The 12,778-nt window shown below is 40.1% G+C and carries 12 protein-coding genes and 1 pseudogene; 1 reads left to right on the top strand and 12 read right to left on the bottom strand.

Translation table 11 applies throughout. The annotated features are described in order from the left end of the window. Positions 1-631: 631 nt before the first annotated feature. From ACM0OZ_RS36645 to ssb, 4 genes are all read right to left on the bottom strand, one after another. On the bottom strand, positions 632-1,639 hold the full coding sequence (locus tag ACM0OZ_RS36645) for a ParB/RepB/Spo0J family partition protein (protein ID WP_336229655.1): 1,008 nt from the start codon (positions 1,637-1,639) through the stop codon (positions 632-634). Continuing rightward, positions 1,636-2,406, bottom strand: coding sequence for a ParA family protein (locus ACM0OZ_RS36640; RefSeq protein ID WP_041042296.1), 771 nt, complete (start codon positions 2,404-2,406; stop codon positions 1,636-1,638). The genes ACM0OZ_RS36645 and ACM0OZ_RS36640 overlap by 4 nt, the downstream gene beginning before the upstream one ends. Before the next feature lie 402 nt (positions 2,407-2,808). After that, on the bottom strand, positions 2,809-3,228 hold the full coding sequence (locus tag ACM0OZ_RS36635) for a hypothetical protein (RefSeq protein ID WP_414587756.1): 420 nt from the start codon (positions 3,226-3,228) through the stop codon (positions 2,809-2,811). Positions 3,229-3,301: 73 nt separating this feature from the next. Then, entirely contained in the window at positions 3,302-3,682 is a 381-nt protein-coding gene (gene ssb, locus ACM0OZ_RS36630) for a single-stranded DNA-binding protein (RefSeq protein ID WP_414587755.1), read from the bottom strand. Positions 3,683-3,920: 238 nt separating this feature from the next. Between ssb and ACM0OZ_RS36625 the strand changes: the two genes are divergently transcribed. Further along, entirely contained in the window at positions 3,921-5,114 is a 1,194-nt protein-coding gene (locus tag ACM0OZ_RS36625; protein WP_414587754.1) for a hypothetical protein, read from the top strand. A 229-nt stretch (positions 5,115-5,343) separates the two neighbouring features. Here ACM0OZ_RS36625 and ACM0OZ_RS36620 read toward each other — a convergent pair whose 3' ends face one another. The 8 genes and pseudogenes from ACM0OZ_RS36620 to ACM0OZ_RS36585 all read right to left on the bottom strand — a co-directional run. Further along, on the bottom strand, positions 5,344-6,015 hold the full coding sequence (locus tag ACM0OZ_RS36620) for a hypothetical protein (RefSeq protein WP_414587753.1): 672 nt from the start codon (positions 6,013-6,015) through the stop codon (positions 5,344-5,346). Positions 6,016-6,094: 79 nt separating this feature from the next. Further along, on the bottom strand, positions 6,095-6,988 hold the full coding sequence (locus tag ACM0OZ_RS36615; RefSeq protein ID WP_041041973.1) for an AAA family ATPase: 894 nt from the start codon (positions 6,986-6,988) through the stop codon (positions 6,095-6,097). Further along, positions 6,985-7,941, bottom strand: coding sequence for a DNA polymerase III subunit delta (gene holA, locus ACM0OZ_RS36610; protein ID WP_414587752.1), 957 nt, complete (start codon positions 7,939-7,941; stop codon positions 6,985-6,987). Before holA ends, ACM0OZ_RS36615 begins: the two co-directional genes overlap by 4 nt. A gap of 499 nt (positions 7,942-8,440) precedes the next feature. Next, positions 8,441-9,127, bottom strand: a complete 687-nt coding sequence (locus tag ACM0OZ_RS36605) for a hypothetical protein (RefSeq protein ID WP_414587751.1) — start codon at positions 9,125-9,127, stop codon at positions 8,441-8,443. 72 nt (positions 9,128-9,199) lie between these two features. After that, positions 9,200-11,017, bottom strand: a complete 1,818-nt coding sequence (locus tag ACM0OZ_RS36600; RefSeq protein ID WP_414587750.1) for a ribonuclease H-like domain-containing protein — start codon at positions 11,015-11,017, stop codon at positions 9,200-9,202. Positions 11,018-11,190: 173 nt separating this feature from the next. After that, positions 11,191-11,814, bottom strand: coding sequence for a hypothetical protein (locus ACM0OZ_RS36595; protein WP_236116444.1), 624 nt, complete (start codon positions 11,812-11,814; stop codon positions 11,191-11,193). 10 nt (positions 11,815-11,824) lie between these two features. Next, positions 11,825-11,950 carry a hypothetical protein gene (locus tag ACM0OZ_RS36590; protein ID WP_414587749.1) on the bottom strand — a complete coding sequence of 42 codons (126 nt, stop codon included), beginning with the start codon at positions 11,948-11,950 and terminating at the stop codon, positions 11,825-11,827. A 248-nt stretch (positions 11,951-12,198) separates the two neighbouring features. Then, positions 12,199-12,717, bottom strand: a pseudogene (locus ACM0OZ_RS36585) (hypothetical protein); the annotation flags it as partial. Positions 12,718-12,778 lie beyond the last annotated feature (61 nt).

Genomic DNA, 12,778 nt, shown 5'->3' with positions numbered 1-12,778 from the left:
CTTTAGTGCTTTTTATCATTGCTCCATACGATTTTTGGAGCAGAATTTTTTCTACGTTAGTAGCAGTTTTTACTTTGGGCAAATTGAGTGAATGGTGAAAAAAAACCGCAAGCGTGTTTAATTGCTTACGGTTTTTATGGATTTGTAGATGTAGATTTAGACGTAATAGTGATTTCCATTCCCAGCTTTCATATTCCCAACTATCAGGGTATCTCCGCTCCTCATCGCTTATATGTGTCTTCCGCTCCGGGCCGGCAATATGTTCGCTGTTCCAGTACCAACTACCATCAGTTCGACGACAAATCTTGGTTTCTAACCAGTTGTTTGTACGAACGAGAAAACCTCCATCTTTAAACTGGATAGCGCCTTTGAAACAGTTTCACGCATGCGTTAGATAGCCAGATACCAAAAACTTGCGCATTGGAATTGTATAGTCGAAGCGTGCGTGTTAGGTAACTTGTGCAATTCCAATGCGTAAGCCTTTGTTGATTGAAGGGTATGGTAATGTTATTTCTCTGTCTTGTTAAACCAATTTTTGGTCAATAAATACTTGTCAACAGGCAATGCAAAAAATCACCCTACGGCTTAGTTCACATACTTGACAATGCCTACTTAACCCATGAGTTAACTTCTAACCATCAAGTTCCTTTTCTAAGCCATTATCTGCCACTAGACTATTCTCCACTGATGAAACTTTATCTATGTTAGATTCTTCTAAAAGCTCTTGAATTTGGGCAAAAAGCTTATTAATTTTTTTTAGCTTTTTCTCATCGTCCCAGATTTTACTCTTTTTGAGTGCTTTGTATATTCTGTCTGTTTTCTCTTTTTCTTCTTGTTTGCGAGATAGTGGCTTTTTCTCATCCTGAGTTTGAAGAATATCTCCTATTTTCTCTTTGATTTCAGACAGTGACAGATTTTCCTCAATCGCTTTATTTAAGAAATCTTGCCGTTTTGAATCATCCTTGAGCCGGGCGATTAATTGTGCCTTAGTGTACTCGATTTTTCCTTGCTCTAATACGGCTTGGATATCTGGAGGAAGTTTGAGCAAGGGAAGGCGGTTAGCAACAAACGACTGCCAGGATATCTTGCCCAATTGTGAGAATATCCTTTGAATAACTTGGGCTTCGTCACTAACCATAACGTTATGGTTAGAATTTCCCTTCGCGTCATTGTTCATCTGATATAGCAGAGAAACCACCATATTTGACTCAACTTCCAACTCAGTAGAAATTAGCGATAATATACCGATAGTTTCCTCAAAAGCGTTGAGTTCTTCCCGTTGGAGGTTTTCTACGAGTCGGATACGAAGTGCTGTTTTCTCGTCACACTCGATAATGCGGACGGGAATATCTATTAGTCCAGCAATTTCACAAGCTTTAAGACGGCGTTCACCAGCCACGAGTTCATGTACTTCACCAACTGGTCGGACAACGATAGGTTCGAGTAAGCCTTCCTGTTTGATACTATCAGCTAGGGATTGAAGTTTTAAGGGGTCGAAATAACGACGAGGCTGGCTGGATGGAAGAGTAATTTCGGCAATGGGTAAAGTGCTTTTAAAATCTGATGAAGGCTGTTCCTCTTCCAAACCAAATAAATTATCGAGTCCGGTTAGTTTTTCGAGTTCGCGTTTTTGGCTCATAGCTGAGTTATATATTTTGTAATTTCTTCCAGTGTGCTAACGGCAGGGTGGTTTTTCTTGTATAGTGCAAGTGGCAGATGTGCCTGGGCGGCATCAGGAAAAGCGGTTGATTTGGGAATGGGATTCGTGATGTGTATACGCTCTCCTACTTGCTTTTTAATCTCTTCCAGTATTCCTGTGTCTTGGAGGTTGCGACTATCGTATTTAGTCGGAATAAAACAAGCGATTTGTACTTTTTTGTGTCCTCCTTTTTTGATCCGAGCGATTGTTTCCAGCAGTTGGTTGGTGCCGAGATAGCACTTATACTGAGTTTCGACTGGAATAACAATATGTGTTGCCGCTACTAAGCTCATAATACTTAGTATTCCAAGAGAAGGCGGACAGTCAATCAAAATATAATCATACTTGTCAAGTACATCTTCTAGCGCGAGTTTGAGCCTTTGTCGGTTGTCAATTGTCAGGTCAGTAAGAATTTTTTGCTCTGCACCTGCTAATTGGATATTTGTTGGTACAAGGTGCATCCCGTAAATGGGTTTTTCCCATATATATAAAGGAGTTTCTTCGGCGATCGCACTATAGACAGTTTGCCCAATTTCAAGTTTTACGGACTCTAAACCCATAAAAGCTGTTAGCGATGCCTGCGGGTCCATATCTACAAGCAGTACCCGGTGTTTTTGGGCAAGGTGATAACCGAGGTTATGTGTAATGGTCGTTTTGGCGGCTCCACCTGACTGGTTGAAACTGGCAATTATTTTGGTTGATGTCATGTTACTAGGGAATTGGGTTCAAAAGTTGGGAATTGGGTTCAAAACTAATTGTCACACGCGCCCGAAAACCCTTACCGTATGAGAGTATTATATTTCCAGGGTATTTATGTGTGACAGTTAAGAACTTAATTGTTTGTGCAAGAGTTAAGAGAAGTGAAAAAATCGCTCGACCGTAAAGAAATGCGCGAAAAGTATTGACAACGACAGAATCAGGGTTTAGTACCGTTGCTAGTAAAAAACTTAATTGTTCGCGTTACATATCATATAAGCTGAAGCGATTTTTTAAACCATATAGCGCGATTTTATCAAACTGTGGTTTTTTATTCTGGCTTTCTGTAAAAAAAATATGCTAATACAAACAATCGAGCTTGTCTGTACTAGCACTATTTTTAACTACTCATCTTATAAAGGAGGCTTAGAGTCGAATTCTTCATCCGTTGAAGTAATATTATCTTCAAGCAATTCCTTAGCAAATTCTGGTGTTTCAGGTGAATGAGCATTGCTGTCGCGTTGTACTAGTTCGCTGATTGGTTCTGCTAATACAAAGTTTCTGATTACAAGCGTCGCAATCTTTTCCTTGTAGTTTTCTCTTATATCAACCTGCTGGTCAATATACCCTTCCGCCGTACCATGTATGCCTACCCCTTTAGAGTTGATGATGACGGCTGGTGCGCCCTTGGAACGGTAGGGTATCTCATCAGCGACAACTCCCTCTCTTCCCCGGTAGTAGAATTCGGCAATTCCGAAAGCAATCAAACTTCCTTCTTTATCGTGGGTTTGATTTACAGACTTAATTCGTACAGTGCTAGTAGCATTAATCATGTTCTTGTAGTTTGTAGATTTAGTAGATGGTTTTTCGCCTACACAGTATTCGTCGTAGGCGAAAAGTACTTTTCTAGAAATTGGCGTTAGCAAAAGCCTGTTCGTTTGGTGCAGAAGTAGATGTAGATTCTTCCTTACGGGGTGAACCTAATAACTCGAGCGCGTTAATTGTGATTACGGGTTTTTGGCGCATGGTACCAGAATTTTTATCTGCCCAACGGTCAAACCCAAACTCACCAGTTATTGCAATCTGGGTTCCTTTACGAACGTAGTTATTGATAACTTCTGCGATGTGTCCCCATGCTACAAGGTCAAACCAAAGGGCTTGCTCGCTTCTGTAGGGAGGTCTGACAGCGAGGCTAATACTAGCTTTAACCGCACCGGACTCGAAATACTTTAGCTCCGGGTCTTGTCCGCATCTGCCAACTAGCATAACTTTGTTGATATAGTTCATATCGCAAGAATTGATTTACTTTTTTTCTGACTGCGTTAGCAAAAGTTCCTTCAGGATTTATCACTTGACGAGTTGTTTTTTCTTCAATCACACCCTTTTTACTCCACAGTCATAGGTGGTTATTCTTCGTCCTTGTTTTTCCTAAAATCGTGGTTTTTACCAAGGGATGGAAAGTTACTTTGTGCTATGGTGGTATGGCTATAAGTGATATTTATTTAAGTAATATAAGTAATTATTTATGCCTGAATATCTTCTCCTGAAGCGAGTAAATATTTGTAAGCTGATTCTTCTGGCTTTGATGTGGATACAATCTGATGAGGATAGCCAAAGCCAACTTGCTCCTGACTATTCATCCCCTTTGCGGGTAGAAAATCTGACTTGGTTAGGGGAAACCTACGTAGGAGAGGATGTTGAGCATTTTTGTGACGTTTCTAATACCACTACGATAGGCGTGTGGGGAGAAATCTTAGAACTGAAGCTGGTAGATTTGGTTACTAATTTACCGACTTGCTTGCATGACGCATCATGGTATGCCCTGTTGGTGATCACAATGATGCTAGTGGACTTGGAACTAGATGGTGTGTACTTACATCCACAAGATAAGTATTTTGCCCGTTCTATTGCGCTTGATAGTTTAGAGCAATTGGGTGGTTCTTACTTAGCGAAAGGTCATCCTTATTTAGACTTTCCTTTATCTTTAGAAGAAGCTAAATTTCTACTACCAGTTGATAGAAAGCAAGAGTTAGAAATCGAGCTAGGAAAGTTTCTTATTAACACTTATGAACATGATTTTGAAGATGATGCACCAGATATTAGCCAGTTTTCCAAAGGTTATTTGAAAGAGGTTTTAAAAGACTTTTTTGCTAATTCTGACTGGCGGAGTGATATTGACACTGAAGCAGTTGTACAACTACAAGAGAAGTACGGGTCAGAGTATTCTCAAGCTGCATATTCCATTCAAACCAAGGATAATGAACGTTGGGGTTATACCCTTGTTTTTCTCAAGCAGTTTCTAGGCTTAGATTCCAGTTTTCTAGACAGCCATAGTGATTTATTCCTTGATGAATCTGAAAAAAATAATTTCCCTGAATACTTTCGTATCAAGTCTCATTTAGAACGCTGGCAAGACCGAACAGTTATCTTATCCCGATTGGTACATACCTTGGTTTATTTTTTGCTAGTAGGAGCAAATTATCATCCTAGTCATATTGATGAATTAATGGCTATCCCAGCTTCTTCACGGGCGATATCCAGCTTACAACCTTGCTTAGGGGTAGCTGCTTATCGGAGTGGTTACTATATGGCTGCTTCTGGTATTCCTGAATCAAAAGTCGGTCGAGACTGGCTTTTGGAGAAAGCTTTCCCTAACCTGCGTGATTTTTACCAGTGCGGTCGGTTGGAAGGGAAAGATATTAGTGTTGGTTTAGTATAAATTTTTCATATTTTTACTTGTGAATAAGCTTGAATAACTTCAGTGTCAGAACTTATACCATTTTGAAAAAAGAATGCGACACATGATTGCCTATATAACGGTTCTATCTGTCGCAAACATTTTTTGAATTGGTATTACGTAATTTTTACTACAAAGAGAACGACCTTTCCTTACAGAGAAGAAGAGATCAGAATTTGAACGGAATATTAAAAAAAGTAACGAAAACTGATTATGAAAATAGTGATAATTGTTCTATCTGGACGGTACTTTCGGTCTGAGGTTTTTCTGTAGGCTGTTTGTTGTTTAACGACTTTTTACCCCATCCTTCTTTTGCCGCGTGTTTGACCACGCGGGAGCGGATATCACTGGCTACCGTTTCATAATCGGAGCGGATTTTCTTATACTGAATTGGGTCGGTTCCTATCCTTTGCCAGAGACTATCGTAATTGTAGTTTTTGAAGGGTCTGTGCTTGGTAAGAGCATCATGACTTGCCCAGAGGTAGACATCCGTCCATTCTGGTGAAAGTGGTATCTCGAAAGTGATTGGCATCATGAGAGCCAAAACCTCACTACTTGAAGCCAATTTTCCTATTTCCCCTTTGTCTATCTCTTCTAGCGCTGCGTCCAATCTATCGATAGCGATCGCACACCAAACCCAAGCCGGAATTGACTGTTCCCAGTCGTTCTGCTGAGTTACAATTGGTCCTGCAACGTACTGAACAATTTCAGGACTTGCCCCTGCCAAATTAAGTAAGCTGGCGGTTACAGCTTTATGAATCCCTTGGCTGGTTAATAGCTGAAGTATCTTTCTGGTACTGGGGGTAAGTATTTCACTTGCTTTTTGGCTTTTGCTGTTACAGATAGTTTGCTCAATATCAAAAAGGCTTTGCTGCTGGTTCATATCATTCCTTGTGTAAATAAATACTGCCAGCTAAAAACGTTTTTAGCTGGCAGCAATTGCTGCTAATAGATGTATTTGGCTATGGCAAAAGTAAACTATCCCAAACACTTCTAGGGTTAACGTGGTACAAGAGTTGGTTTCTCGCCTGCGTAAATTTAGCGAGTAGCTGAGTGTTTTGTAACTTTTTCCACCAGTTGTGTTGTAGGTAGGTAAGTAGCCATAACTGCGTCTCGTGATTCCAACTTGAGATGCTGTTACTCAAACTGAGTGCGCTGAGGATATCGCTAGGAGGTACTTCTAGTTGGCTTACAATTGCTTTTGGTATAGATGACAACATCTTTATGTGAGCGATCCCTCGACCGGGACTGCCTTCACTAATAGCCAGAATTTCTTGTGTTAGTTCAATTTGTTGGTTTTTTATAACAGACACAACCTCCTCATCGGTTAGTCTATGAAAGGGTATTATTTGGCATCTACTTTTAATAGTGGGTAGTAGCTTTTGGGGATGAGATGAAATAACGATGAATGTTCCAGTTTTAGGTTCCTCCAGGGTTTTGAGAAGGGTATTGGCGGCGCTGGGGTGCAGCATATCGCAAGAGTGGATAATTACTACCTTTTGGTTGCTATTAATGGCGCTAGTTGAGAGGAATTCAATGACTTCTCGTATCTGTTCAACCCGGATAGTGGGGATACCTTTTTGTTGAGAGGTGTTTTCACAGAGAAGTTGCCGGGGGGATGTTCCCTCCAGCAAACTTCTGGAGGAAGTCGGTTTGATATGCAAGACGTCTAAATGATTTTCTCCCACAATAGTGTTTGCAAATGCTAGAGCAGTTTTGGTTTTTCCCACTCCTTCAATCTCACTGGTAAATAGGTATGCGGGGGCAATCTTATTATGTTCGATTGCTTCAGTAAGCAGAAGTTTGGCGGTATGTTGTCCGATGATTTCCGTAAATGGATTAGTTTTATTGTTCATACGGTGCAGATTTCGATAATTCTGCTAGTTAAGCTATGAGTTCCAGTTTTGAGCTCGGTTTCGAGTTGTACGAGTGTAGTGAGGCTGTTTTTGAGCTTTTGAACAGCTACATATTTGACCTCATCCTTGAGGTAATGCAATCTTTTGGGGTTTTTCAGTTCGGCGATTTCTGCAATCTTGTTTTCGGCGAGTTTTGCTTCTAATCCAGCTTTAGTTATTAACCAGATGCGGAAAATAGACGTGAGCGTTGCTACTATTTTGAGTGGATGTTCGTTGTTATCCAGTAGTTTGGATATTTGCATTATTGCTAAGTTTGGATGGTTTCTTAACATAGCAATCGTAAGTTCTGAATAGTCAGTGTTATTATTACTAACTAGCTGGGATACTTCTTCAAGCTCTAAGGTTTTTCCATCTGCGTAGATAGCAAGAAGAGCGAATTCGCTCTTCGCTCGTGCGGTGTTGTTGCCAATTGCTTCGACTAAGTAATGAGTTACATCTGGTGTGAGTTTAACTTGATGAGCAGCTGCATACTTCCCTATCAAATTAATTATCCCTTTTTTATCCCAACTGGGAACGAGAGGGAATTCCTCTTGTTGAGCATATTTTAGAATAGTTTTTACTACTGCCCTACGAGAATCTGGCTTGTTATTACCAGTAATTAAGAGGATGCTATTTGAAGGTATTTGAGAAAGCTGATTATCAAGGTCTAGGTTATCTTCATTTGATAAACTTCCAATCAGATATTCGCTGTCTACATGAACAATTTTGCTACCTTCTCCAAAGGGAAGAGTCATTACCTCAGTAAAAACGTTGGCAGCAATATTTTTCTCGTTACCAGATAATCTGACGTAGTTAAAAGCTTTCCAGTCCGGATAAACATTTTGATTAACCAACTGGTCAATTTTTTGATTGAGCGAGTAGGTATCCTCGCCGTAGTATAGGTATACAGGCATGATAATTTTGATATATTTCTAACTATCAGACGTGAGTAGTAAGTGGTGGTTTGAAAAAATAGAAGAGTTAGTATTAACTCTTCCCACTTGCCTAGTTTTTAGGATGCAGCTTCAAGGCGAATAGTTGTCTAAATCATATACTTTTACAGTTGTGACTTTAACTTTTGATTGATGATTTAAATTTTCTACAGATTTTATCCCATTAAACTTGCGAATTGAATCCTTACCTTCCAAGTAGGCGTAATGCTAGAGAAAGTGTCACCTTGTGCCATATCCCGCTTGAAAGTTCCAAATCATTTTTTGAGCCGGAACTTTACTCTTTTTGGCACTCCTTTTAGTGCTTGAAATCCTAAAATTCAAGACTAAAATTATGAAAATGTTCCGACACTGTTAAAACTCGGAACTGTGTAAAGTTTTATATACTTTGACGGATAACGGCTAAAAGGTAGCCATATCAATGCTTTAAGGTACTTGGCACTTCATGACAGCTTCTCTAGCCTTAGCCCAAGTAATGCAATACACATGATGGACCTCCCACTTGATATAAAGAAATAGCCGATTCCCACTCATCAAGTGATGCTTTTTTCTCTTGAAGAATTTGGACAATCGCAGAGGGAAGTTTGACTTCTTTATTGGTATCTAGGTTAAGATGGGGGGTGGTTTCAGATAGGAGTTCTTGCTCGCTTTTTGGTAGTTCGCCATACCTAATGTTTATCTGATGTAGCTCTGCTGTAATACCTTGCAGAGGTAGCGTGTGCTGTACAAATTTTTTCTGTTTTTTGATTTTAACCTTTCGTTTTGGTTTGACTACAATAGGGTTTGTAGGAGTATGTACAGCGTAACATTGGGGAATGTAGAGTGAAAGTTGTCCCCAAAGCTTATAGGATACAGTTTTCTTCTCTGGTTGGTTAATTTTGTACTCAAATTTAGCAGTATGCCTGGGGACGCCGCACCTGCGGAGTTTGACCTCAATTTTGTACGATAGACTGCCTTCTATAAGCGTATGGCTGTCAAGAATGACTGCGTTTGTTCTTTCCCACCATTCGACAATTACGATGCGATCGCCGCTTAGTCCTTCAATAATGTTACTCAACCGGGAGTTAGGACGAGAAGCAATAAATTTATTGACCCAGGCTCGCTGTTTTTTGTTAAGCCTGGGCTTACGATATGAGGATTTATTTTTCATTTTATTGCATTTCTATTGATGAATGATACCCCCACCAATCAGTCGCTCAATAATTGATAGGAGTTTGGTTATCTAGAACAGAGATAATTGTCGCTTGTTAGGTTCTAGTATTTCGGGAGCAGCTATTGTGAGAATTTCTTCTCGTTTTTTCTCAATCATGTCTAGATAATACTGATGTGAATATTTATCATCACTAGTGATATTGGTTAACCCTCTAACACCATAATAGTAAGTGACTACATCACCAGGTTTTCCCAGTTTGAGGAGTTCCTTTTCACCCTCACGAATCCTGCGAGTGATGGCAAGTTTGTCTTTTGGATATTTCCTTGATAAAATCTGAGATTTGACATTCTCGTAATATTCCTCTGCGCCTACTTGGTTTTGGATTAAGTAAGTTAAGTATTCAACAGGAAATTCTTTCTCTAACTTGGAGCGAGAACGGCTTCTCCAACTACCTTTGCGGATAATCTTGCCATCTTCTAGCCATAAGAGATAGTTCTTAGTTCCCCTTTCAGGAATAAACATCGCTTCGGCGATAAACTCTAGTTTGACGCTTATCTTTTTGGGTAATTGAGATTGAAGTGTAGCGTACACTTCTTCTGGTTTAGGGTGAGTAAAGAACACCCCATCAGTATCAACTTCTATAGGAGTTGCGCCAACGCTGTTGATTACCTCAATCATGAACTGTAATATGCGCCTACCATAGGCTGTCACCAAGGCAGCTGCTTCCATATCGTTGAAAGCGAGTTCAGATGTTCCAAAGAACCCAAACTGAGAATTAGCCAGAACTTTGATGGATTCTCTTTTTTCCTTGGCAACAATGTCTCCAGTACTGACAAGTTGTTCCAACTTCGACTTTTCAGTTACCAAATATTGCAAGATGCTCAGCCCGATTCGCTTTGTATCCTTACGAGAGACAATTCCTTTCGACAATATAGTTCTGGGGTACATGGAACTGATATCGATGTATCCAACCTTTCTATAGAGTCCTGGAATGGAGTCGGCACAACCTCCTTGGAATTTGTACTTGCGATCGGGTTTGGGTTTGTGTCCAGGATAATAATGCTCAAAAATTCTTTCCCACTTTGTGCCGTTACCTGCCAGAGCTAACTGCTGGAGGTTCATGCCCGGTACAATCAATGTTTCATAGTAATAAGAGGGCACAAGCCGGTTGGCTATAAGTTGAGTATCTTCTAGGTCGTAGGTAAGATACTCCTTAATTTTCTGCCATCCCTGATTACCAGAACCAGCTTTCCAGCAAGCGAGAATTTCCTCGTAGGGGAGAACCAGTCGCGGTTCTGAGCGCAATCTCATTTCCAGTACCACTTGTTTGAGCGATCGCCCGTTGGTAAGTTCCTTGGCGACAAAATCCCACCTGAGAACGCAGATAAAGATATCTACGTGCTGGCAGTTGCGGATGAATACCTCCCGAATCTCCAGTGGCTCGCCGCGTACTTGGGCAGTTCGGATGATTCGTGTCTTAGATGCAATTCTAAATGGATGAGGAATGCCGTGTAACTCACAGCGGGTGATAATAAACGGTAGGTCAAATTCTGTTCCGTTGTAGGTGTAAATTACTTCTGATTTGCTTGCTTTTAGGTGCAGGAGAAACTCCTGGAGGATTTTGCTTTCGGCTCGATCCATAAAGATGGCAATTTCCCCTATCTCGCTCATGCAGCCAATTGCATAGATACGATTTTCTCTTGGATTTATTCCTGCTGTCTCAATATCGACTACCAGAGTTTTGAGACTAGAGTACGGGGCAATATTTACCGAAGGATGCCACTCAGGTATTGGGGTAGTATCTGACCAGAATATGTCAAGTCTTTCCTCATTAAGGATGATTTTATTACCAGATTTTGTAATAAAATATCGGTGGTTGTAATTCATAAGTTACAAAATTAATTACTCTTTCTTGGCATGAATCCTTGTGGTTTAGTAGGGAGTTTTTTTTACGGTAAAAATACCTCAAAAATGATGTCCAGATTATTAGGGAGTGCGAATATTGAAAGCGGCTGCACCAACGGTTCTTTTTCTTCTAATAGTGCGGTCATAATCCTGTACTAGGGTACTGCTGCTAATATTGATGTTGTTGCTGTAAGCAGCCATACTGGAAATTCGCGTACTTTTAATTGATTGTAAATGTTTTTAAGCTCTGACTTGTATTCCAGCCAAGCAAAGGCTACTAATTCTTTAAGAAGGTCTTGCCTACCATTACTGTATATGTATTTGCACGCTTCATCTACACATCGCTCATGAGTTTGTTTGTAAGCAATTGTTATTTCTAGCATTTGGATTTTTTCTGCTTCTGGTACTTGCCAAGAGTGAATTGAATTGGTGCTGTATAAATTTTTGGCACAGCTAAAGGCAACTGCTAGAATACAGTCAACGTGTTTTCTAAGTCGGTCAATTTCAAGCAGACAGTCCTTAAAATGCGCTATTCCATTGCTGCATTGAACTGAATTTCCCTTAACTTGTTCTGATAGCTGTCTGGTGGCGAATGGTCCATCGATAGTTAGTGTGCCATTAATGGCTATATCTAAAATTTCGAGAAAACGTTTTTTAAATAGTGCAAGGGTTTGTTTACGGTCTAAGGTTTTAGGACGGGAATAGATAACTCCGCTAATTTCTGATTTATCCGGACATTCATCTCCTACGCCTGGAAAATGCCTCCAATAAGGTGGCATTTTTTCACCCTTAGCGAAGCATAACTCGCCGAAACATTTGGAGCCGAAGCGGTAATTCATCAATATACGTATCGAAATCTGCGATTGCTGCTGGCAATAAAAGTCCTGTACGAAGGCTAATTGCTTTAACTGACATAATTTTAATCAGATACTTCCAGAATGCCAGTTGTTAAATTTTGTTGTGGTCTTGTTTGATATCTTAATTTTTTGCTTCCCAATCAGGGCAGTCTTTATTAAGATTGGGGCTTACTACACAAGGTAGATATTGCTGTAGATGCAATTTGTGTATTATATTTAATGTGATTTTTGATGGCTAAAAAAAACTTTCCCCAAAGTTTTTTATCGGGGAAAGTGAGTGTCTTTATAAAGTGACGAACATTTGAACTAGGCGGTTTGTAATTGAGACTTCATCTGAAGCTTTTGTACCAGTTGTACCCAGGCTGGCGCTTTCTTACCTTTAATGGGAGTAAGATTGTTCCAGTGCATTTCGAGTTCAGATTGGGATAAATGTGGGAGTTGTTCCTTACCCCAATTGATTGCATCTTGGATTGTTTTCCAATTAGTCCAAGGTTGTTTTGCTCCTTTGATATTGCTTAACTCAATTAGTGTTGCTTCCAACCAAAGTTTAGCTGCCTCCGAGTCACGCATTAACTGTTGTCTTGACATTAACAGGGCAATACTTGCTTGAATCTGGGTTATTTCCCACATTTGAGAAATAGTTACGAGTTCTTCCCAGGTGTCTTTCTCCAGTTGAGTAATTTGTCTATTATCAGGAGCAGTTTTAGCGACTAGCAGGTCTTTGAGAAACCCAGTTAAACTTGAGTATATGACGAACGGGTTCTTGCCATACTCAATTAAGTCCTGGAGAATTTGTAAGTTAGCTGTTACTTCCCCTTTGGCAAGGTTTTCGGTTACCTCTTAAGAAACACATTCCGTCGCCGTAGATTGAGCAACGAGATTAAAG

The organism is Scytonema sp. PCC 10023 (assembly GCF_963920835.1).
Taxonomy (GTDB): Bacteria; Cyanobacteriota; Cyanobacteriia; order Cyanobacteriales; family Nostocaceae; genus Kalymmatonema.
This window is presented reverse-complemented; position numbering and strand designations above follow the sequence as displayed.

Bases quoted from the DNA above. Each gene is read 5' to 3' on its own strand.
- ACM0OZ_RS36605 (WP_414587751.1), bottom strand. From the start codon at position 9,127: ATGAAAAATAAATCCTCATATCGTAAGCCCAGGCTTAACAAAAAACAG.
- holA (WP_414587752.1), bottom strand. From the start codon at position 7,941: ATGCCTGTATACCTATACTACGGCGAGGATACCTACTCGCTCAATCAA.
- ACM0OZ_RS36615 (WP_041041973.1), bottom strand. From the start codon at position 6,988: ATGAACAATAAAACTAATCCATTTACGGAAATCATCGGACAACATACC.
- ACM0OZ_RS36620 (WP_414587753.1), bottom strand. From the start codon at position 6,015: ATGAACCAGCAGCAAAGCCTTTTTGATATTGAGCAAACTATCTGTAAC.
- ACM0OZ_RS36595 (WP_236116444.1), bottom strand. From the start codon at position 11,814: ATGCCACCTTATTGGAGGCATTTTCCAGGCGTAGGAGATGAATGTCCG.
- ACM0OZ_RS36600 (WP_414587750.1), bottom strand. From the start codon at position 11,017: ATGAATTACAACCACCGATATTTTATTACAAAATCTGGTAATAAAATC.
- ACM0OZ_RS36640 (WP_041042296.1), bottom strand. From the start codon at position 2,406: ATGACATCAACCAAAATAATTGCCAGTTTCAACCAGTCAGGTGGAGCC.
- ACM0OZ_RS36635 (WP_414587756.1), bottom strand. From the start codon at position 3,228: ATGATTAATGCTACTAGCACTGTACGAATTAAGTCTGTAAATCAAACC.
- ACM0OZ_RS36645 (WP_336229655.1), bottom strand. From the start codon at position 1,639: ATGAGCCAAAAACGCGAACTCGAAAAACTAACCGGACTCGATAATTTA.
- ssb (WP_414587755.1), bottom strand. From the start codon at position 3,682: ATGAACTATATCAACAAAGTTATGCTAGTTGGCAGATGCGGACAAGAC.
- ACM0OZ_RS36625 (WP_414587754.1), top strand. From the start codon at position 3,921: ATGCCTGAATATCTTCTCCTGAAGCGAGTAAATATTTGTAAGCTGATT.
- ACM0OZ_RS36590 (WP_414587749.1), bottom strand. From the start codon at position 11,950: ATGTCAGTTAAAGCAATTAGCCTTCGTACAGGACTTTTATTGCCAGCA.